This is a genomic window from Clostridium puniceum (assembly GCF_002006345.1).
Classification (GTDB): Bacteria; Bacillota; Clostridia; order Clostridiales; family Clostridiaceae; genus Clostridium; species Clostridium puniceum.
This window is the reverse complement of the sequence record NZ_LZZM01000180.1, coordinates 1-21,865: the sequence shown is the minus strand read 5'-3', so window position 1 is coordinate 21,865 and position 21,865 is coordinate 1. Positions and strand designations below refer to the sequence as shown.

At 28.0% G+C, this 21,865-nt stretch carries 20 protein-coding genes and 1 pseudogene; all 21 read right to left on the bottom strand.

Going from position 1 to position 21,865, the window contains the following annotated elements:
- Positions 1-39: 39 nt before the first annotated feature.
- Positions 40-831 carry a tyrosine-protein phosphatase gene (locus tag CLPUN_RS15280; RefSeq protein WP_077848116.1) on the bottom strand — a complete coding sequence of 264 codons (792 nt, stop codon included), beginning with the start codon at positions 829-831 and terminating at the stop codon, positions 40-42.
- A 371-nt stretch (positions 832-1,202) separates the two neighbouring features.
- Positions 1,203-1,541, bottom strand: coding sequence for a hypothetical protein (locus CLPUN_RS15275; RefSeq protein ID WP_077848115.1), 339 nt, complete (start codon positions 1,539-1,541; stop codon positions 1,203-1,205).
- Positions 1,538-1,720: an alpha/beta fold hydrolase gene (locus tag CLPUN_RS15270; RefSeq protein ID WP_077848114.1), complete on the bottom strand. Its 183-nt coding sequence runs from the start codon at positions 1,718-1,720 to the stop codon at positions 1,538-1,540. Before CLPUN_RS15270 ends, CLPUN_RS15275 begins: the two co-directional genes overlap by 4 nt.
- Before the next feature lie 136 nt (positions 1,721-1,856).
- Positions 1,857-2,549 carry a DUF554 domain-containing protein gene (locus CLPUN_RS15265; protein WP_077848113.1) on the bottom strand — a complete coding sequence of 231 codons (693 nt, stop codon included), beginning with the start codon at positions 2,547-2,549 and terminating at the stop codon, positions 1,857-1,859.
- A gap of 296 nt (positions 2,550-2,845) precedes the next feature.
- Positions 2,846-4,645, bottom strand: coding sequence for an aspartate--tRNA ligase (gene aspS, locus CLPUN_RS15260; RefSeq protein WP_077848112.1), 1,800 nt, complete (start codon positions 4,643-4,645; stop codon positions 2,846-2,848).
- A 173-nt stretch (positions 4,646-4,818) separates the two neighbouring features.
- Positions 4,819-6,072, bottom strand: coding sequence for a histidine--tRNA ligase (hisS, locus tag CLPUN_RS15255; RefSeq protein WP_077848111.1), 1,254 nt, complete (start codon positions 6,070-6,072; stop codon positions 4,819-4,821).
- Between the two features lie 257 nt (positions 6,073-6,329).
- Entirely contained in the window at positions 6,330-7,754 is a 1,425-nt protein-coding gene (locus CLPUN_RS15250) for a coproporphyrinogen III oxidase (protein ID WP_077848110.1), read from the bottom strand.
- A 150-nt stretch (positions 7,755-7,904) separates the two neighbouring features.
- Positions 7,905-8,501: an MBL fold metallo-hydrolase gene (locus tag CLPUN_RS15245; protein ID WP_077848109.1), complete on the bottom strand. Its 597-nt coding sequence runs from the start codon at positions 8,499-8,501 to the stop codon at positions 7,905-7,907.
- 139 nt (positions 8,502-8,640) lie between these two features.
- The gene (gene dtd / locus CLPUN_RS15240; RefSeq protein WP_077848108.1) at positions 8,641-9,090 is read right to left on the bottom strand and encodes a D-aminoacyl-tRNA deacylase; all 450 of its coding nucleotides are present in this window, start codon (positions 9,088-9,090) and stop codon (positions 8,641-8,643) included.
- A 19-nt stretch (positions 9,091-9,109) separates the two neighbouring features.
- A complete protein-coding gene (locus tag CLPUN_RS15235; RefSeq protein ID WP_077848107.1) occupies positions 9,110-11,320 on the bottom strand; it encodes a RelA/SpoT family protein in 2,211 nt (736 codons plus the stop codon).
- 313 nt (positions 11,321-11,633) lie between these two features.
- Entirely contained in the window at positions 11,634-12,152 is a 519-nt protein-coding gene (locus tag CLPUN_RS15230; RefSeq protein ID WP_077848106.1) for an adenine phosphoribosyltransferase, read from the bottom strand.
- A 99-nt stretch (positions 12,153-12,251) separates the two neighbouring features.
- The gene (locus tag CLPUN_RS15225) at positions 12,252-13,121 is read right to left on the bottom strand and encodes a DHH family phosphoesterase (protein WP_077848105.1); all 870 of its coding nucleotides are present in this window, start codon (positions 13,119-13,121) and stop codon (positions 12,252-12,254) included.
- Between the two features lie 128 nt (positions 13,122-13,249).
- Positions 13,250-14,125 carry a protein translocase subunit SecF gene (secF, locus tag CLPUN_RS15220; RefSeq protein ID WP_077848104.1) on the bottom strand — a complete coding sequence of 292 codons (876 nt, stop codon included), beginning with the start codon at positions 14,123-14,125 and terminating at the stop codon, positions 13,250-13,252.
- On the bottom strand, positions 14,118-15,383 hold the full coding sequence (secD, locus tag CLPUN_RS15215; RefSeq protein WP_077848103.1) for a protein translocase subunit SecD: 1,266 nt from the start codon (positions 15,381-15,383) through the stop codon (positions 14,118-14,120). The genes secF and secD overlap by 8 nt, the downstream gene beginning before the upstream one ends.
- A gap of 355 nt (positions 15,384-15,738) precedes the next feature.
- The gene (locus CLPUN_RS15210) at positions 15,739-16,107 is read right to left on the bottom strand and encodes a TIGR04086 family membrane protein (RefSeq protein WP_077848102.1); all 369 of its coding nucleotides are present in this window, start codon (positions 16,105-16,107) and stop codon (positions 15,739-15,741) included.
- Between the two features lie 51 nt (positions 16,108-16,158).
- A complete protein-coding gene (gene yajC / locus CLPUN_RS15205; protein ID WP_077848101.1) occupies positions 16,159-16,437 on the bottom strand; it encodes a preprotein translocase subunit YajC in 279 nt (92 codons plus the stop codon).
- Between the two features lie 214 nt (positions 16,438-16,651).
- On the bottom strand, positions 16,652-17,458 hold the full coding sequence (locus tag CLPUN_RS15200; RefSeq protein ID WP_077848100.1) for a RelA/SpoT domain-containing protein: 807 nt from the start codon (positions 17,456-17,458) through the stop codon (positions 16,652-16,654).
- 164 nt (positions 17,459-17,622) lie between these two features.
- Positions 17,623-18,987, bottom strand: a complete 1,365-nt coding sequence (locus CLPUN_RS15195; RefSeq protein ID WP_077848099.1) for a DUF4179 domain-containing protein — start codon at positions 18,985-18,987, stop codon at positions 17,623-17,625.
- Positions 18,984-19,517: an RNA polymerase sigma factor gene (locus CLPUN_RS15190; protein WP_077848098.1), complete on the bottom strand. Its 534-nt coding sequence runs from the start codon at positions 19,515-19,517 to the stop codon at positions 18,984-18,986. The genes CLPUN_RS15195 and CLPUN_RS15190 overlap by 4 nt, the downstream gene beginning before the upstream one ends.
- Positions 19,518-19,704: 187 nt before the next feature.
- Complete coding sequence (locus CLPUN_RS15185) at positions 19,705-21,093, bottom strand: DEAD/DEAH box helicase (RefSeq protein WP_077848097.1); 1,389 nt, start codon at positions 21,091-21,093, stop codon at positions 19,705-19,707.
- Between the two features lie 434 nt (positions 21,094-21,527).
- A pseudogene (locus CLPUN_RS15180) lies at positions 21,528-21,865 on the bottom strand (transposase); the annotation flags it as partial.

Sequence of the window (21,865 nt, the reverse complement as noted above, 5' to 3'; positions counted from 1 at the left end):
ACTCAAAATTTACTTGATATTTCGAATTCAACATCCATCTTAATTATAATATGCTTTTTTTTTAGTTTTATTCAAAAAATGAAATATAGATTTCTTTTCTTTAATTTTTTGTCCACTAAATTTTATATCTTTATTTTCAATTAATTTACTTGCATTATTCATAAAATTTTTTTCACTTTCAGCATTTATGTTATTTGATAAATTAATTGCTTTTGCTAATCCTGTAGTTCTATTTATATTATTATGCGCATCTGAACCGATAAAATTATATATTCCATTCTTTAAGAATATTTCCGCTACTAATTTTACTCTTTGCCCAAATAAACCTAGCACACTTCCACTATTCATTTGAAATAAACATCCATTTTCAATAAATTTATTAATATACAAAATATTTTCTATAACAGGATTGTATCTTTCTGGATGTGCAATTATAGGTATAACTCCTCTAATTTTTAGTTCATATATTACATCAAATATATGCTCATTAAATTTATTTATAGAACATTCAGTGAGCATATACTTTGAATCGTTTATAGTACCAATATTACCTTCTAAATAATATTCTAGTGTAGATTCACTTAAATATACTTCTTGGCCACTATAAATTTCTATCCTTATATTCTTTTCTTTCATAAGACAATTTAATTTGTTAACATAATCTTTTACTTCTATAATAGGAGTAGATCCATATCTGAAACTATAATGGGGCGTCGCCACTATCTTTTCGGTTCCATTTTTAACTGCATTTCTTAACATTTCCAATGTCATATCTGTATTTTCTGCCCCATCATCTATTTGGGGCAATATATGAGAGTGAATATCTATCATATATTTAATCATTCTCCTTATTCTATTTTTAATATTTCTATTAAATTTTTAATAATCTTATGATAAATATCATGGAATAAATAAAAATAAGGTAATCCTTACTAAAATTTTTCAATAATGATTACCTTATTTTTATTACTTATTTAAATAGTCCCTAGCTATATTGAACTAAATTTACTTTAACAAAAAGTCTAGAATCCATGGAGATACTATCTCTGATTTGATAACTAATTCACCATGATTTAACTTTTCAAATACTTTTGATGACATTTTATTTTTAATTAATTGTTCTTGATTATTTATTATGTCTTCTTTTACTAAAGAAATATCTTTCTCACCTGAATAAATGGCTAATTTTGATTTAATTTCACTTATTTCAATTTCTGTCCATTTTTCATTGCTTTTAGTTTTGCTATTCTGGCATTTAAGTTAGTATTTTTAAGCCAATTAATATTTTCGTCTGTTAATCCATCTTCATCAAATATATTTCGTTCTTTTATACGTTTAAATTTTTCAAATTCTGCAATTATATCTGGAACTATTATTTTAAAAAATTTATCTCCCAAATTAGTTCCTGCACAGACAATTTTTTTAACATTTTTATTATCTTTAGAAAGTTTCAATCCTATAGTTGCTCCATATGAATGACCAAAATAGCCATATGTATTAAATCCACATTTTTTAACAATTGTTTCTATATCTAAAATCACTTTATCTTATGAATAAAAGTCTGCATCATTGATACATCACTTTCTCCATTTCCTCTTAAATCTATTGCAATAACAGTAAAATGTTCTTTTAAAATTTCTATCCATCCATTTTGTATCCATATTTCCTTTGTTTCACTTAATGAATGAGCTAATATAATTGCTGATCCTGTACCAACCACATTATATACAATTTTAGCTTTATCCTCTGAAATTATGTAATCTTTTTTCCTAACATCATATACCCCAATCTTTTAATATTTATCCTAGAAATCATTTACTTAATCAATTTGCCTTCTAATAATCTCTGCTTCTTAGCTAAAATAATCCAAATATAATAGGGATAAATATAGCTGGCAATAAATTAGCCACCTTAATTTTGCTTACTCCAAGCATATTAAATCCAAGTCCTACAATTAAAAGGCTTCCAACAGCAGACATATTACCAATAATTGTTTCTGTAAGTATTGTTGATAGCCCACCTGCAAGAAGTGTTATAAATCCTTGATAAAGTAATACAGCAATTGAAGATAACATTACACCTATTCCAAGAGAAGATGTAAATATTATTGATGACACCCCATCTAATATTGACTTGGCAAAAAGAGTTGAATGGTTTCCTTTAAGCCCGCTTTCAAGAGATCCAACTACTGCCATTGCCCCAACACAAAATAATAAACTTGCTGTTACAAAACCTTCTGCTATAGAAATTTTTTCATGTGCACAGCTATTTCTTTTGCTATTAATTTTTTTCTCTATCATATGTCCTAAATCATTTAATTTTTTATCAATATTAATTATCTCACCAATTAATGCTCCTACTGCTATGCAAATTATTATTTGTAGCGTATATTGACCTTTAAGAGCTCCTGATATTCCTATGTATAGTACGCATAGAGCCAAGCCATTCATTATAGTTGAACTAATTTTTTCAGTTAATCTGCCTTTTACTATTAATCCTATTAAACATCCGCCTATTATTGCTAATGCATTAACTATTGTTCCTAACATTATTCATTTCCCCCATCTGTTATAAATCTTGTTAATTATATCATATAGAAAAAAGCGTTAAAAGCTGATACGCAATAATTTCTTCAACTCGAGTTTAAGTTTAATTCTGAATTTGCATTTATTGGGATTCATTCCCATTCTAAAGCCTGTATTTAATTCATATATATTTTTTTGAAATTAGAAATCTAGATAAATCCAAAATACGTTCACATTTTTTTATAATTTAATCATATAAAAAAGACTTGCTCATAATTATTAATTATTTGTAAGCAAGTCTTTTTCAATCTCAATCTATATTATTCTTCGTCTTTTTTCTCTGCTTTTGGAAGTATTTCAATTCCAAGCTCAGTTAATTGTTTTTCATCAACTATATTTGGAGCTTCACTTAAATAGCAATATGCATTTTGATTTTTAGGGAATGCAATAACATCTTTTATATTATCTGTTCTAGCTAAGAACATTATCATTCTATCTAATCCAAATGCTAAACCGCCATGTGGTGGTGGTCCAAATTTAAATGCTTGTAATAAGTATCCAAATTTCTCCAAAGCCACTTCTTCTGTAAGACCTAAAGCCTTAAACATTCTTTCTTGAAGTTCTCTATCATGGATTCTTATAGAACCTCCGCCTAATTCTTCACCATTTAATACTAAATCATATGCCTTAGATCTAACTGCTCCTGGGTTAGATTCAATAAAGTCTAAATCTTCATCCATTGGTGCTGTAAATGGGTGATGGCAAGCTGTATATCTATCTTCTTCTTCACTGTATTCGAATAATGGAAATTCAGTAATCCATGTGAAATTAAATTCATTTTTATCTTTTATTAATTCAAATTGTTTAGCTAATTCTAATCTTAGAGCACCTAAACTTTGAAATACTACTGAATTTTTATCTGCTACTATAAGTATTGCATCGCCATTTTCCGCATTCATAGTTTTTACAATAGAATCTGTAACATCATCTGTTAAGAATTTAGCTATTGATGATTTAACTCCATCTTCTTTCAATTGCATCCAAGCAAGACCTTTTGCCTTATAAGTCTTAATAAATTCGCCTAATTTATCTAAAGGCTTTCTTCCTAGTTCTGCTCCACCTTTTAAACATAAAGCTCTAACTGACCCACCAGCTTCTATTGCAGACTTAAATACAATAAAATCTAAATCCTTTACGTTTTCTGTTATATCAGTTATTTCCATTCCAAATCTTAAATCTGGTTTATCTGAACCGTATTTTTCCATAGCATCTTTAAATGTCATTCTCTTAATTGGAAGCTTAACATCTACTCCTGCTACTTCTTTAAATACATGAGCAATTAATCCTTCATTTATTGCCATTATGTCATCTTGTTCTACAAAGCTTAATTCCATATCAACTTGAGTAAATTCTGGTTGTCTGTTTGCTCTTAAATCTTCATCTCTAAAACATTTAGCTATTTGATAGTATTTATCAAATCCAGACACCATTAATAATTGCTTAAATATTTGTGGTGATTGTGGAAGAGCATAAAACATTCCTGGATAATTTCTTGAAGGTACTAAATAATCTCTAGCTCCTTCTGGTGTACTCTTATTTAATATTGGAGTTTCTACATCTAAGAAATCATTAGCTTCTAAATAATCACGAATAGCTTTTGTTGTCTTGCTTCTAGTTATAAATATTTTTTGCATATCAGGTCTTCTTAAGTCTAAATATCTATATTTTAATCTAATATTTTCTGCTGCATCTAAATCTTCTTTAATATAGATTGGTGGAGTTTCTGATTCTGAAAAAATATTTATATTTTCACATTTTAATTCAACGAAACCAGTTGGCATGTTTTCATTTATACTTTCTCTTTTTACAACTTCTCCTGTTACTGCTATACAATATTCAGGTCTAACTGCTTTTGCTTTTTCAAAAGCTTCTGCATTTATTTCTTCACCAAAAACTACCTGCATTATTCCTGTTTTATCTCTTAAATCAATAAAATCAAGACCTCCAAGCTTTCTATTTCTTTGAACCCATCCCATTAAAGTAATCTTTTTACCTACATGTTCTTCTCTAGGTTCTCCACACATCATTGTACGCTTTAATCCATTTAAAGACTCACCCATTACTAAACCCTCCGTTAATTCAGTTAACAGTTAATAGTTAATAGTTAAGGATGAAATGCCTACGGCCTTTCTGAAAATAAAAACTTTGTCTATAAGTTTTCTTTATAACTATCAATTATTAATTGTTACTTACATATAAATATTATAAATAAATTTATCTTAAATAAATATTGTTATTTAAGTACTTTTGCAATTCCTTCTAAGTCTTCTAATGAAACTTCGAAGATTTCTCCATCACTCATTCTTTTTAAATTAATCTTCCTATTTGCTAATTCATCTTCACCTAATATTGTAGTAAAGGCTACACCTATTTTATTTGCATATTTCATTTCTGCTTTTACGCTTCTTCCCATATGATTTATTTCACATTTAGTGCCTAAAGATCTTAAATTATTAGCTAACTTAAATGCATATTTACTTTCTGCTTCGCCTCTAGCTCCTATATATAAATCAAATAAGTTTTCTTTAGGAATTTCTATATTTTCTTTTTCTAAAGTCATGATTAATCTTTCAATTCCCATACCAAAACCTACCGCTGGCATATCTGGACCACCAAGTTCTTCAATAAGCTTATCATATCTTCCTCCCCCACATACTGTAAAGTCTGAAGTTAAGATTTCAAATATAGTTTTTGTATAATAATCTAATCCTCTTACTATACCTGGATCTATCGTATATGGAAGTCCTAAAATATCTAAATATTCCTTAACCTTATTAAAATGTGTTTCACATTCTTCACATACATACTCTAAAATTGTTGGTGCATTTTTTGTGATTTCATGACATTTCTTTTCTTTACAATCTAAGATTCTCATAGGATTTTTTTCAAATCTGGTTTTACAGGTATCACAAAGCCCATCATAATTTTCAGCTAAAAACTTCTTTAATGCTTCATTATATTTAGGTCTGCAGCTTGGGCATCCTAAATTATTTATATTTAAACTTAAACTCTTTAAACCAAGTTCCCTTAAAGTATCCATAGCCACAGCTATAACTTCTGCATCCATTGAAGCTGCATTTGAACCAAATACTTCTAATCCACATTGATGGAATTGTCTAAGTCTTCCTTTTTGAACATTTTCATATCTGAAAGCTGGTGTTATGTAATATAATTTTGTAGGTTGAGCTTCATTAAATAATCTATTTTCTACAAAAGCTCTTACTGTTGATGCAGTTCCTTCTGGTTTTAATGTTATACTTCTACCACCTTTGTCATTAAAAGTATACATTTCCTTTTGAACTATATCTGTTGTATCTCCAACACTTCTTAAAAATAATTCTGTATGTTCAAACATTGGAGTTCTAATTTCTCTAATTCCATATGTTTTAGCAATCTTCCTAAATATACTTTCTATATATTGCCACTTATAAGCATCTTCTGGTAACATATCCTTTGTTCCTTTTGGTGCTTGCATTTCCATTTTAATTCCTCCTTTTTATATGTAAAGTCATATTTAAAACAATTTACAATTAACAATGCACAATTAATAATGAAGCTCAAAGAGAAATTTCTCATAACCGAATACAAGATTTAAAGCATCACTTTTTAATAAATTTCTTCAAGTATAATTTTGTAACTTCAAAAAAATTCGCTCATTGCTTTTCCATAAGTATCACAAAAATTATTAAATGTACATTTTCAATTGTTTATTAATAACAACTAAACATATAAAGTCACTATTTACTAATATAAAGTATCTAGCAGCTTTTTCTTTTTCTCAATCATTTCATCAATTCTTGTTATATACTCATGAAGATCCTTTAAATTAGGAAATCTCTCAAGTCTATCTTCTTCTAAAAATATTACTTTACTCACAGCAGCTGCACCTAGTGCAATTGTTGTTTGTCTTTCTTCAATCATTTGAATGTTATAAATACATTCTTTACCTTCTTTAGCATAACCTAAATTCTCTAAATTTCCAACCATATTTTTTTGTCTATACATATAATATGGAGAAAGTCCTAAATTTTCTGCTAATTTTCTACTTTCATCATACATCTTTATAATTTCATCTTGAGATGTAATTTGAATTCCTTTTTTAAGAATAAATTCTTCATACATCCTAGATCCTCTTTTTAGTGCTAAACCATGAACTGTTATACTATCTGGTTTTAATTTTATTAATTCATTTTTTGTATTCATCATATCTTCATGACCTTCCCCTGGAAGTCCTATTATTATATCCATATTAATATCATCAAAGCCAAACTCTCTTGCCATATAAAACTTTTCTTTTATATCCTGTGAAGAATGAGTTCTACCTATGAGCTTTAAAGTCTTATCATTCATTGTTTGAGGATTAATACTTATTCTATCTACCTTACAATCTTTCATAGCTTTTAATTTATTATAGCTTAAGGTATCTGGTCTTCCACACTCCACAGTAAATTCTTTAATACTATTATTCATAATAAAATTATTGTAAATTTCATTCATCACCATCATAAATTCTTTATCACTAACTGAAGTTGGAGTACCTCCTCCAAAATATACAGATTCAATATTAAGATTTTTTTCTTTAATATATTCATTCATTCCACGTATTTCTTTTACTAAGGCTTCTAAATATGGCATTACCATTTTTTTATGAACACTTATAGGATTAGATGTAAATGAACAATAAAGACATTTAGTTGGACAAAATGCCATTCCAATATAAATAGCAATATTATTTTTATCTTTATTAACTATTCTTTCTTCAGCTTTTGCTACGTCTATGCATAGCCTTGCTTTATCTTCGTGTGCTAAATATTTTTCTTTAAATATTTCTATAACTTCTTCTTCAGTATTCCCATCTTTAATCAATTTCAATGCTATTTTAGAAGGCCTAATTCCAATTAGAATTCCCCAAGGATATATATCATTAGTTATATCCTTTAAACACAGAAAAAGAAATCTTCTAAGAGAGTTTTTAATATCTTCTCCTAAAGATTCTTCTTTGTAATAATTTTTATATTCAAATCTTAAAATTTTCTCATCAATATAAAAAATATACTCCGCTTCTTCTGTTCCTATAAATTTGATTTCTTTCATTGGAAAATACACATTAAATAATTGATATACTTCGTATCTAAATTTTAAATTATTTAAATTAATCTTAATTTCCATTGTTTCTCCTTAATTTCAATGGACAATTGACAATGTACAATTTTTTTAATTAATGATGAAACCCTCTAAAAAGATTTCCTAAAAATACAATTAAAACAAATATCACAGACATTGCAATATAACTGTCAATTGTCAATCTTAAATTGTCAATTATAAGTATGGATTCATCCTTTTCTCATAACCTATAGTAGATGGATTCCCATGACCTGGATAAACTTCTATATCATCGCCGAGTGGAAGTAATTTATCCTTTATATTTTGAATAAGCTGTCTTCCATTTCCACCCGGGAAGTCGCTTCTTCCAATTGATCCTTGGAAAAGTGTATCTCCTGTAAATAATTTATCTGAAATTAAGAAACAAATTCCACCTGCAGTATGGCCTGGTGTTTCTATAACCTTAATTATATCTTCACCTAAAGTTAAAGTATCACCTTCTTTTAAATATCCAGATGATTTAGGTAATGTTCCAAATACATACTCGTCATTTTCCATATATTTTTCTTCTATTTCATTTATATAAAATGGAATATTTAATTTATTAACTAATTCAACTACTCCATCAACATGATCCATATGCCCATGCGTTAGAAGAATAAACTTAGGTTCTCCATTTAATTTTTTAATTTCTTCTTCAATCAAGGCTGATTTTCCGCCTGGATCTACAATTGCAAGTTCTCTAGTATCCTCATTCATCACTAAATAACAATTTTCTTCATACGTTCCCGCCATAATAGTTTTTATAATCAAATTTATTTCCTCCTTAAAGATATATCTCAAAATATTATCTTTCATATATATGTATAATTACCAAAATAATTCATTAAAATTATTTACTATATCTCAATTTTGCTAAAAAATTAGATGATTAAAATTACAACTTATATATCTAAAAGTTTCTTTTACTATCTAATAGTATTGTAACAGGACCATCATTATTAATTTCAACCTTCATATCAGCACCAAATTCTCCACTTTCAACTTTTAAATCAGATGTTTTAAGAAGTTCTAAAAATTCTTCATAAAGCTTTACTGCCTCAATTCCACCTTGTGCTTCCATAAAGTTTGGTCGTCTTCCTTTTCTACAATCTCCATATAAAGTAAATTGCGATATAACCAATATTTCACCTTGAATATCCAGTAGTGATAGGTTCATCTTATCATTTTCATCATGAAATACTCTTAAATTAATAATCTTATCTTTTATATATTTTAAATCCTCTAAAGTGTCTTCTTTAGATATTCCTATTAATACATTAAATCCTATTCCAATTTCCCCAATTATCTTTTCATTAACTAAAACACTAGATGAAGTCACTCTTTGTACCACTGCTCTCATGTTGCTTCGCCTCTCCTATTTAACTATTAACTCTATATACATCTACTACACCTTTTAATCTCTTAAGTCTTTTCATTAAATCTTTTAAACTTTCTATAGATGTAATCTTAAGTTTTACAGTAATTAATGCAGATTCTTGTTTTGATAAATTTGCATTTACTGCACTTAATTGCAATTTAAGCTCTGTTATAACACTCATTATATCAGCAAGCAATCCCTCTCTATCGTCTGCTTGAACTTGAATTTCAGCAAAATATGCAGTACCTTTTGCTAAACCCCAATTAACTTCAACAACTCTTTCTGCATCCGTATCTATAAGATTCTGCAAATTACTGCAATCTCTTCTATGTACTGATACTCCTCTGCCTTTAGTAATGTACCCTAAAATGTCATCTCCTGGAACTGGACTACAACATTTTGCAAATCTAACCATAAGATTACTTTCACCTTTAACGGTTATTCCATTACTATTTGGCTCAGGCTGTCTTGATGATTTTGCTATTTGGTCTTCAATTGCTTTACTTAAAATTTCCTTGTTTTCTTTTTCTCTATCTCTAATTATAAGACCATTATCTTCCTTAAGCCTTAAAATAAGTGTTGATACAGAAAAACCACCGACTCCAATTAATGCATATAAATCATCCATTGAATGAATATTATACCTCTTCATTAATTTATCATAAATTTCACCTTTAGCAATATCTGCATAATTTACGCCTTGCTTTTTTAATTCCTTTTCAAGAAGCTCCTTACCTTTTATTATGTTTTCTTCTTTTTTTGCTTTTTTAAACCAAAGTTTTATTTTACTTTTAGATTGATTACTTTTAGCAATATTCAACCAATCCATATTAGGTCCTTTTGCATTAGGAGAAGTTAATATTTCAACAATTTCCCCAGTTTTAAGGGTATAATCAAGTGGTACTATTTTACCATTCACCTTTGCTCCTACACATTTATTTCCTACATCGGTATGTATTCTATAAGCAAAATCTATTGGAGTAGCCTTGCTGCATAAATTTATTACAACTCCTTTAGGTGTAAATACAAAAACTTCATCAGAAAATAAATCTATTTTAAAACCTTCTATAAATTCTTCAGCATCTGATGTTTCCTTTTGCCATTCTAGCATATCTCTAAGCCATACAAGCTTCTTTTCGAAATCCTTTTGTTTATCTTGTTCTGGATGCGCCGTGTCACCTTCTTTATATTTCCAGTGTGCTGCAATTCCGTACTCAGCTGTTTTATGCATTTCAAAAGTTCTTATTTGTATTTCGAAGGTTTTACCTTGTGGTCCAATTACAGTAGTATGTAATGATTGATACATATTTGGCTTAGGCATCGCAATATAATCCTTAAATCTGCCTGGAATTGGTCTGTATATTGTATGTACTATTCCAAGCACTCCGTAACAGTCCTTAACAGAATTAACTAAAACTCTTATAGCGGTTAAATCAAAAATTTCCTCTATACTTTTGTTTTTATTTACCATTTTCTTATAAATGCTATAAAAATGCTTTGGTCTTCCATCAATATCTGATTCTATCCCAGATGCTAAAAGATTTTTATTTAAATCATTAACTATATCTTTGATATATTCTTCTCTTTCAACTCTTTTTTCTGCAATACTATGGACTAAATCATAGTACTCCTGTTCATGCAAATATCTAAAGCATAAGTCTTCTAATTCCCACTTAATTTTAGACATACCTAACCTATGAGCTAAAGGTGCATAAATATCTAAAGTTTCTTTTGCTTTATTTTTTTGCTTTTTAGCTGGCACATATTTTAGTGTTCTCATATTATGTAATCTATCTGCTAATTTAATTATTATTACCCTAATATCTTTTGCCATAGCAAGCAGCATTTTTCTAACATTATCTGCTTGTTGTTCCTCTTTAGTTTTATATTCCATTTCTCCAAGCTTAGTAAGCTTAGTTACACCTTCAACAAGATTCGCTATTTCTGCATTAAAAAGTTCAACTGTTTCATCATAAGAAATATCTGTATCTTCTATTACATCATGCAATAATCCAGCTACAATAGTATTTGTATCCATTCCTAATTCTGCTAAAATTTCAGCTACCGCTATTGGATGGATTATGTAAGGTTCACCTGATTCTCTTTTTTGTTCCTTATGAGCATTTTCAGCAAAATGATATGCTTTTTTGATCATATCAACATCAACATTATTACAATTGTTACGGATTTTTTCCAATAATTTATCAACCATAAGGATTGCTCTCCTTCTATATTAATTCGTTAAATATAAAGCATGCGAAATAACAAACCAAAAATGTTGCATATATTTAGTGTTGAACAAGTAGAAAAGTTTGCTTATATCAGTCTATTAGCAGTACTTATCGACACAGTATACACTAAATAGACACGCATACTAATCTGTTATTTTTTGAATCTGCCTAAATTCAAAGGCTGGTTTTCTAACCAGCCTTACTTTTTAATAATTATATATTATTTTAGAATTATTTTCAATAAGACACATGAAATAAAATAACCATAAAAAAATGTATAATCATCTCTAAATCTTAAGCATCATATTTAACTAATGATAATACGTCATATCCTTTTAGCTTATCTTTCCCATTAAGGTCTGTTAATTCTATCACAAAACCTAATGAAGCAACTTCTCCACCAACTTGTTCTATTAATTTAGTAACTCCTTCTACAGTTCCTCCAGTAGCTAATAAATCGTCAACAATAGCAACTCTTTGACCCGGTTTAATAGCATCTTTATGAATTTGAAGTACGTCTTCTCCATACTCCAATCCATAATTAACTGAAATAATTTCTCCTGGTAACTTTCCTGGCTTTCTTACTGGAATAAATCCAACTCCTAAAGCATATGCTACAGGAACACCAAAAATAAAGCCTCTTGCTTCTGGTCCAACTATTGCATCAATTTTCTTATCTTTTAAATACGTTACAAATTGATCAATAGCCTCTTTTAAAGCTTCCCCATCAGATATTAATGTTGTTATATCCTTAAAGCTAATCCCCTCTTTAGGAAAATTTTCAATCACTCTAATTTTTTCTTTTAAATTCATTTTTATTCCTCCACAGCATTTATTTTAATATGGCCATAATTTGTAATTAGATATTTTTAGCTGTAAAATACATACTTAGTAATGATTAAATAGAACTCATTAAATATGTTCTAAAGGATTATTTCTCTTTAAACTATATAAATATTTAATAATTTGATCTGCTCTATCTTTATCATTAGTTGTTAATAATTCTAAAACTATTCGAGCATTATCTGTAATTCCTACTGCCCCTATAGGCGGAATTATAAATTCTATTATTTTATTTATACCATCATCACTAAATTCTTCTATATTATTAAATTCTATTACCGACCTTAACCCATTATTATTAGTATTCATTAAAAATTTATTTCCCTCTTTAATTAATACTCCATTTTCTCCTTTAGCTGAAACTTTTGCCCACTTAATGCCAATAAGTATTAAATCTAAATACTTATTTATACTTTTCATATTATAATAAATAGCAACTGCTTGCATAAGTTTAAAAGCTAACCCACTTGTTGATAAATTTTTATATCTATATTGGCAACCCTCTTGATTTGGATTAATGTAAATGTAATCAGTCACAAGCTTACTTTTTTCATTTTCAAGAACAATTAAATCAATGCCTAATTTTTTGCATAAATCTACTTCTTCTTGTGATTTTAATCCTACCCCTAAAGTTATTAAAAGCTCAGCACCTAAGAAATCTACATTATCTTTAATATCCACTGAATTTATTCTTGCATCATTTTCTTGTCTATCATATATTAAATATTCAACATCAGCATTTAAGTATCTTAAAACAAGAATCAATGATGAAACTGCACAAATTCCATCAACATTATAGGTGCCATAAACGACAATTTTTTGTCTGTTATTGACAGCTAAAGCTAATCTCTCTATTGCTTTGTTCATACCTTTAAGTATAAATGGGTTATATCCACTAATATAATTTGGACAATATATACTTTCCCAGAATTTACGCATGGCTTTTTCCTCCATAAAATTAGAAAACACCTATATTATATATGATTATAGTTATTTTTACAATTACTTTAATTAGAAATGAAAAAACCTCCATCTAGTGCTGGAGGCTTTCAAATGTTTTCCAGTAATTAAGCTCTTTGTAGTTTTCCTTTTTTGTTTCCAATTTTATCTTTTAAATACACCCATATTGGTGATGCTATACATATTGAAGAATATGCTCCACTTATTATTCCAACTATTAACGGAATTGTAAACCCTTGAACAGATGGTACTAAGAAATTCATTGCAATTATAGTAACTACTGTTGCAAGTGATGTATATAACGATCTTGCTATTGTTTCAGTTATACTAATATCAGCTACTTCAATTGGCTTTGATCTTCTCAAGATTTTTGTATTTTCTCTTATTCTATCAAAAATAACTATTGTATCGCACATAGAATATCCTACTATAGTTAGAACCGCTGCTATAAAAGGCGTATTTACTGGTATATTGAATATTGAATAAACAGAAATAGTTATAAGTATATCATGTATTGTAGCTGCTATAGCTGCTACACCAAATTTAAATTCAAATCTTATTGCTATATATACAAGCATTGCCGCAAAGGCAGCTAATAAAGCTGTAATTGAATTTTTAGTTAATTCTTTTCCTACTGATGAACCAATTTCATCTTGTGAAACTAATAATGTATCATCTAATTTATACTTATTTTTTAAATCAGTCATAATTGAATCTAATTTAGCACTATCTAGATCTGCCGATTTTATTTCATATTGATTATTATCTAAAGTATTTGTATTTGCATCTGGTGCATAACCTTTAACAATTATATCTACTTCTTCTCTATTTATATTTTCATCTAGCTGTAATATTATGTCCGAACCGCCTCTGAAATCTATTCCAAAGTTTAATCCTCTAAAACATAAGAATCCTATTCCAATTACAATAATTATTAAGGAAATTGAAAACCATATTTTTGTTCTTTCCATTATCTTAATCATGTTTTTCATCCTCCTTTTTAATCTTAACTCCGAAATGCGATGGTTTATTTATAATTCCACATTCAATTGCTAAATTAACAAGCACTTTAGTTACTACTAAGCCTGTAAATAAAGTTATTATGATACCCATCATAAGTGTAATTGCAAATCCCTTAACTGCACCTGAACCTATGAAATATAAAATCAACGCTGCAAGTAATGTTGTTACATTTGAATCTAATATTGAAGACATAGCATTTTCAGAACCCTTCTTAGCAGCTGCTTTAACAGAATACCCTTTTCTTAATTCTTCTTTGGTTCTTTCGAAGGTTAATATATTGGCATCAACTGCAACACCAATCGTAAGCAGGAATGCTGCAATACCTGGAAGCGTTAATGTAACTCCTACTTCTACAAAAGCAAAAAGTGTAAGTGTAATATATAATGTTAAAGCAACACATCCCATTAACCCTTGAACTCTATAATGGAATAGCAAAAATAAAAATACTAATCCAACACCTATAATTCCTGCTTTAATGGAATTGGGGAATGCTGTAGCTCCTAATTCTGCTCCAACATTACTAACTGAAACCGCTTTTACAGGAAGTGGAAGTGCTCCAGAATTAATCATTCCAGCCAATTTTTTATTATCTTCTAATGTACCATGAGTTTGAATGCTTGCTTTTCCACCTGTAATTTGTGAATTTACAGTTGGATCTGATACCATTTCATCATCAAGGTAAATAGAAATCTTTTGACCTATATATTTACCTGTTGCTTCTGCAAATTTTTGTGCTCCTTCATCATTTAACTCTAAACCTACTTCATATCCACCATTTTGTTGATCCATTTGTGCTGTTGCTTTTTTTACATCATCACCAGTTAAAATTACATCTCCATTTGGTGCTTTAAAGCTTAAATTACCTGATTGTTTTAAGCTGTCCACAATGTCTTTAGAATTACTTTTTCCAGGAATATCTACTCTTATTTTTTTTTCGCCTTCAGTTGTTACAATAGTTTCAGCAACTCCAAGCTTATTTACTCTAAGTGCTATATGTTCTTTAGCACTGTCTAATTCTTCCTTTGTAACTTTGTCCTTTTGAATTTCCATAAGTACAGAAACTCCACCTTGTAAATCCAATCCTCTAGTTATTACTTTATCAAATGATTTAAATTCATATCCTCCTATGATAAATCCTTTAAATCCTGAAAAAGCTAACAATCCAATTACGGCAACAATTAATATAAACAATACCGTACTTTTGCCTTTCTTTTTCATCTTAATCCCCCTCTGCATTTCTGTCTTTTCTTAATTAGTATTTCCTCTCTTCCTCAATCAGAAAACTTCCAATGACAATTTAGTCTACTTTTTGTATTGTTATGTAAAATACTAAAAGATTTAAAATTAAGAAAATAAATTCTTATACAGAAAAACTTATTTTTCTTAATTTTAAACGTTATTATACTCTTATGTTGGCACATTGTTCATTATAGCATACTATAATTTCTTAATAAAGAATTTTATTCATGTATTATTGTGCTTAAAAAATTCTTTGTAAATTTATCAAAATTTTCTTTCTATATTGATAACTTCTTTGTAATCATATATGAATATAATTAAAAATAAAATTGTCTTATAGATTTATCCCAAGCATTCCTGCTAAAGTTCCTACGACTAAGGCTATAATCAGTTTAGTTAAATCAAATAATTTAAAGGTTATTTCACCACTAAAACTACTTGATAATATAAATAATACTACATAGTAACCTAAAGCTACTCCAAAACCAACAAGCCATCCTTTTGCTTCATTTTTCTTTGCACCTATTATTGCACCTAAGCTTAAGCTGCATAACGATATTATTACATATGCCATGTTAAAGACACCTTTACTAAATACTAATTTAGTCATAAGCATAGATAAAACTGTTATTCCTATAAAGCTAAAAATTATAGTTCCTATAGTTCCTTTTAATACTGATTTAAAGTATTTACTATTTTCCATTAAAATAACACCCCCAATACTCATTTTATGATGTATTAAAGGGCATTATGATTAATCTTCTTTTACTTTATAAGCTATCCCACTCTTTTCAAACTTAATTCTAGTTTTAGCTGGACTTGTTTCAAGAGTAATAGTTTTCTCATCCATATGTGAAATTTTTCCTATTATTCCACCTCTTGTTACAACCTCATCATTTACTTTTAATTCTTCAAGCATACCTTGGTATTTCTTTTTTCTTTTCTTTTCTGGTAATATAAGTAGAAAATAAAATACTACAAATACAAGTAAAAAAGGCACTACATTAATTAATATTCCTGTCATGCTATCCATGTTTCCCTCCAAAATTATTATTTTAAGTGTATATACTATCCAATAAATAAACTACATATATTTAATAACTGTACCTTGCTTTAATGTAGTAAATTAATTAGAACTTTATATATCCTTATTCCATGATAAGTAGTTTACATTTCTTTATGTTTAATGTCAATATAATATGAGCCATTACCATTAATTATTACAAAAACTGTAATATAATCCAATCCTAAATATCTTTAATTTTGCTTTTTAACATATTTATTTCTGCTTTTTGTTTTTCTATTATCTTTTTATAGTCAAATTCTTTTTCTCCCCCTTCCTTACTTAAATTATTGATTAAAGATGCCATTTCATCTGCACTACCTACTATTCTATTAAATAATAATAAATTAGATTGAAGAATTTCAGGAATTTTCCTATGTGAATATCGAAGTCTATGGTCTATTTCACCATAACCTTCTTCAAAAATTGTTCTAACTTGTATTTCAGCAATAACTCTTTGACTTGTTGGATAGAATTCTACTAAATAATGTACTGAACGATATCCAGATGCTTTTGACCTTACTTCAATATTAGGATCATCAAAAACTTTTATATTATCTCCGTCCCTAACATTTGCTGTTATCTCTATAACCTTCCACGTATTCACAATAAACTCATGTATCTCTTGCCATTGGTCCTTAAATATATGTATAACCCTTATTCCTATTAAGTCATTTATTTCATTTTTATAGTTATATACTGTAAATTCAAATTCATCTCCGTATTTACTTTTTCTATTTTCAGTTTTTCTAATGACCTTTTCCACTAATCTATCTGGATCCTTAATTCGAGACTTAACTGAATGTACCATTGGTTGAGAACGCAATATGTTTGCTATAAACTGTGCTTGATTTTCATAAGAACTTTCATATTCAACATAATCTTCATAAATTTCTTTAATATTATTAATTTTAATATTATTTTTGTGAATTATTTCTTTAGAATATGGATATTTTATTAGAAAATCATCTATGTTGAAGCTTTTTTTCATCAGGATATTCTCCTTTATTTATAATTTTTACACCTATAATATGACTATATCTAAAAATAAGAATAACTTCAACTATTTATCTTTATCTTAAAGTTATTCTTTATGCTAATGTTTAAAATTGAATATTAAAAGTCTTGAAGTACAAATCAATAATAGAAGATTTACTATTTAATATTTATTGTGAATTTATCATTATTATAAACTTCAATAGATTTTGATTCATCTGTCATTTTAACTGAATAGTCTCCTTCTGTAATTACTTTATCACAAGTAACTACATATTCATCACTATTATTTACATAAACAATCTCTTCAGCATTTTTCTGCCAATCTTCAAATGCTATTATCTCCTCATCAGTTTTATTATTTGTTATATAAATCGGAGATACATGAATTCCATATTGTGATTTATAATAAATTTTTGTTTTTTCATTTGATGTTTCAATTCTAGTAATAGTAGCATATTCTTTTCCATTGTCAGAATATAACTTTGTTTCTCCTTTTAAATTTAATTTTGCAGCAATACTATTATTTGTATCATCTGATACAGTAGTAGTATCTGTATATGGTATAAATGTTAGTGATTCCGTATCATCGTAGATTGGTTTATACATATAACTAAGATGCTCATGAGATTTCCCATCTTTATCTGAATGTACATAAGTTTCCCCTGCTTCGTCTAAAAAGTGTCTTCCTTTATCATCAAACACAGAAAATTGTAAGTACTTATTATCACTTTTATCACTTGCTATAATTCCTTCTAATTCTGTATTTATCGGTGTTGTAATAATTTTATTTATATTATATCCATTTCTTAACTCTATATTACACTCCTTTTCTTTAATTTTATCATTAATCGTCTCAATACTTACAGGAATATCAAAAGTCCACTTTCCTACACCAATTTTATCTATATTTAAATTTAATACAAACTCATTAGGCATTTCTATATCTTCATTATTTTTATCTTGTTCTTTAGTGTTCTTCCATATCATTTGGTCTATTCCAACTCTATATTTTATAACTCCAGCATAAATATTTTTATCATCTAAAATTTCTCCTGATTCCTCTCCTCCAAGAATTGCTTCCTTTCCATTTATCTTCAGCTTTGCTCCTATAAAATTAGGCTTATTCTCCATTGGCTCTTCACTTTTAATACTATAAAATACAGCTATCTCAAGACCATCATAAACAACTTTATTAATAGTAACCTTTAAGCCATTACTTTCTTTAGTTATATTTAAATCTGAACCATACTTCTTATAATTTTTATAGTTCAACTTTTCAAGTATACTTCCTATAAAAGGAATATTGCTTGCATAAGTTGGCATAGCCATTCCTAGTAATAGTATACCAATTATACATATTGCACATATGCTTGAGACCTTTTTTACATTAAATTTTCTTTTTTCTACGCTGCTAACTGCATCATCAATTTTTTGATTAATATCTTTGGGTACATAGCTTATTTCACTTTTTAATTTTTTTCTTATTTCATCATCGAATAAATCATCATTTACTTGCATCATACTTCCACCTCACTCATTACTTCTCTAAGTTTCCCTCCTGCTCTTGTAAGCCTTGACCTAACAGTTCCCTCTGGAATTTTCAATACTTTTGCAATATCCTTAAGACTCATATCTTCAAAATAAAATAATACTGTAGTTATTCTCAGTTCTTTACTTAATGAATTTATTGCTCTTGTTAAATCCATATTTTCATAGCTATCACTATAAATTTCATTATTACTTTTATCATCTAAATGCGTAATCCTCTTACTTTTCCTTAATATTTCATTGCATTCATTAATTAAAATTCTTATTATCCAGGTTCTGAAATATTGGTCCTTTTTCAAAGAGTTTATTTTTTGTAATGAGTGTATAACAGTATTTTGAAGTGCATCTTCAATATCTTCTTTATCTTTTAAAATCCCTCTAGCCACCCTATATAGATTTAATCTATTTTCATCTATAAGTCCTAAAAAAGCTTCTTTATCACCTTTCTTTGCTTTAGATACTATTGACTTTTTTCTATAATCTAAAAATGATATCAACTCCATCTTTTCCTCCTTAATTTATACTACCTAGCTAAGTATTACATATATTAGATGTATCAGTACTATAAAATGCTCATATAAATTTATTAAAATTAGTACTTTGATATATTCACCAAAAATCTAACTGACAATAAACTTTAATAAAAAAGCACCAATACTATTATCTCTAATACTATTAGTGCTTAAAAATTTATTTAAAACTTGTTGTTATAGTTGCATTTTTCTTTGCTCCAATTATAGTTTTACCTACATTTTGATTTGCTGTTCCCATAGCTTTACGTGTGGTAGAGTTTGCTATAGCTGCTGCTTTAGATGTACTTTTATTTCCTACTGCTGTTGTTTTAGTTTTAGATGCATTGTTACTTCCTGTTCCCTTAGCTTTAGGAGCATCTCCTGATCTAGGTCTGTTTCCTATAGCTTTAATTTTAGGACTTGGTGTTAGATTTACCATTGGATATTTATGTCCTTCAACTATATCTATTTTCTTTTTAATTAATTTTTCTATATCTCTAACATAAGGTATTTCATCTACATCACTAAACGATATGGCTATTCCACATTGACCTGCTCTTCCTGTTCTTCCAATTCTATGTACATAAGTTTCTGGTATATTAGGTAAGCCATAATTAATTACATGTGATAATTCATCAATGTCAATTCCTCTTGCTGCTATATCTGTAGCTATTAATACTCGTATTTTTTTTTCTTTAAAGCTTTGCAATGCTTCTTGTCTCGCATTTTGAGATTTATTTCCATGAATTGCTTTTGCTCCTATTTCTACTGCTTCTAAATACTTTACTAATCTATTAGCATCACTTTTTGTTCTTGTGAAAACTAAAACTGATGGGATTTTCTCTGTTTTTAATAGACTTATCAGTAATTTTTTCTTATTCGGTTTATCTACATAGTAAAGCAATTGCTTTATCTTATCAACTGTTGATGATACAGGTGTTACTTCCACTACAACAGGCTCTACTAAAAGTGTACTCACTAAATTTTTAATTTCATTTGGCATAGTTGCTGAGAAAAATAATGTCTGTCTTTTTTGGGGAATATATTTTATGACCTTTTTTACATCATTTATAAATCCCATATCTAACATTCTATCAGCTTCATCTAATATGAATATTTCTATTTCACTTAAATCTATAAGTTTTTGATTAACTAAATCATTTAATCTTCCTGGTGTTGCTATTAATATATCTACACCTTTTCTTAACACTTCCTCTTGGGGTTTTTGTGATACACCACCAAATATTACAGCTGGCTTTAAATTTAAGTTTTTCCCATATGATTGAATACTCTCATATATTTGTATCGCTAATTCTCTAGTAGGCGTTAAAATTAGTGACTGTATTCTATTCTTCTTTGCAACTTTATTTGAATTATATAATAACTGCAATGTAGGTATTGCAAAAGCAGCTGTTTTGCCTGTTCCTGTCTGCGCACACCCCAGTAGATCTTTACCAAGTAAAATTGATGGAATTGCTTCTTCTTGTATTTTACTAGCTTCTTTATAATTTTCATCTTTTAATGCTTTCAATATTGGTTCTATTATGTTTAATTCTTCAAATTTCATATATTTTATTTTCTTCCTTCTTTATTTTTAGCGAAACAAAAATGGCTATGATTAATAGCCATTTTTAATAATACCTAAATCTATTTTTATAAGTATAACACGATTTATATAATATAGATAGCTTTATAATTATTTTTAAGAAATAAACATGTAACTTCTAAACCACTCTCTTTATTCCCACCTATTATTAAAATTCTTTTCCAAATTCTCACTGCTCATTTTTATATGAATTCTAATTACCTAGATTTCGTACAAATATAAAAATTATACTTGCATATAATTACCTGTTACTATTATCCATAATATTTTATTATCTATGCAATTTAAGATAAATATGCTATGGAATAATATGTGAATTTTAAAAATGGCCGAACTGAAAAGAGCAAAAAGCAAATCTTCCAATTTTGGATTATATTGCATTAGTAAAAATTGTTTTAACTCGAAATATCGAAAGTTAGTTGGATATATCTAGGATTGCAAAGTACATCTGCAATTAACTTCGCTAACTTTGTTAGTGGCGGAATATTTACTTTAATTCCAAGAGAAGTTCTTTTAACAAAACCTTTTATGTTTCCAACAGTTTTTACTAGTGCTCTAACTCCCATATTTTCAAATTCAGCACCATAAAGAATTGTAGATTTAAACCAACTTATAAGATTATGTGTTATGAATACAAGCCATAAGAATCCGTATATTCCAAGAAACTTTCTGGTTCTTAAATTTTTTATTTGGTATATATTTTTAGCCATTTTAAAGAAAGCCTCTATGGTTT

Bases quoted from the DNA above. Each gene is read 5' to 3' on its own strand.
- CLPUN_RS15280 (WP_077848116.1), bottom strand. From the start codon at position 831: ATGATAGATATTCACTCTCATATATTGCCCCAAATAGATGATGGGGCA.
- CLPUN_RS15265 (WP_077848113.1), bottom strand. From the start codon at position 2,549: ATGTTAGGAACAATAGTTAATGCATTAGCAATAATAGGCGGATGTTTA.
- aspS (WP_077848112.1), bottom strand. From the start codon at position 4,645: ATGGGTGAGTCTTTAAATGGATTAAAGCGTACAATGATGTGTGGAGAA.
- CLPUN_RS15250 (WP_077848110.1), bottom strand. From the start codon at position 7,754: ATGGAAATTAAGATTAATTTAAATAATTTAAAATTTAGATACGAAGTA.
- dtd (WP_077848108.1), bottom strand. From the start codon at position 9,090: ATGAGAGCAGTGGTACAAAGAGTGACTTCATCTAGTGTTTTAGTTAAT.
- CLPUN_RS15235 (WP_077848107.1), bottom strand. From the start codon at position 11,320: ATGGTTGATAAATTATTGGAAAAAATCCGTAACAATTGTAATAATGTT.
- CLPUN_RS15230 (WP_077848106.1), bottom strand. From the start codon at position 12,152: ATGAATTTAAAAGAAAAAATTAGAGTGATTGAAAATTTTCCTAAAGAG.
- CLPUN_RS15225 (WP_077848105.1), bottom strand. From the start codon at position 13,121: ATGCGTAAATTCTGGGAAAGTATATATTGTCCAAATTATATTAGTGGA.
- secF (WP_077848104.1), bottom strand. From the start codon at position 14,125: ATGATTAAGATAATGGAAAGAACAAAAATATGGTTTTCAATTTCCTTA.
- secD (WP_077848103.1), bottom strand. From the start codon at position 15,383: ATGAAAAAGAAAGGCAAAAGTACGGTATTGTTTATATTAATTGTTGCC.
- CLPUN_RS15210 (WP_077848102.1), bottom strand. From the start codon at position 16,107: ATGGAAAATAGTAAATACTTTAAATCAGTATTAAAAGGAACTATAGGA.
- yajC (WP_077848101.1), bottom strand. From the start codon at position 16,437: ATGGATAGCATGACAGGAATATTAATTAATGTAGTGCCTTTTTTACTT.
- CLPUN_RS15200 (WP_077848100.1), bottom strand. From the start codon at position 17,458: ATGAAAAAAAGCTTCAACATAGATGATTTTCTAATAAAATATCCATAT.
- CLPUN_RS15195 (WP_077848099.1), bottom strand. From the start codon at position 18,987: ATGATGCAAGTAAATGATGATTTATTCGATGATGAAATAAGAAAAAAA.
- CLPUN_RS15190 (WP_077848098.1), bottom strand. From the start codon at position 19,517: ATGGAGTTGATATCATTTTTAGATTATAGAAAAAAGTCAATAGTATCT.
- CLPUN_RS15185 (WP_077848097.1), bottom strand. From the start codon at position 21,093: ATGAAATTTGAAGAATTAAACATAATAGAACCAATATTGAAAGCATTA.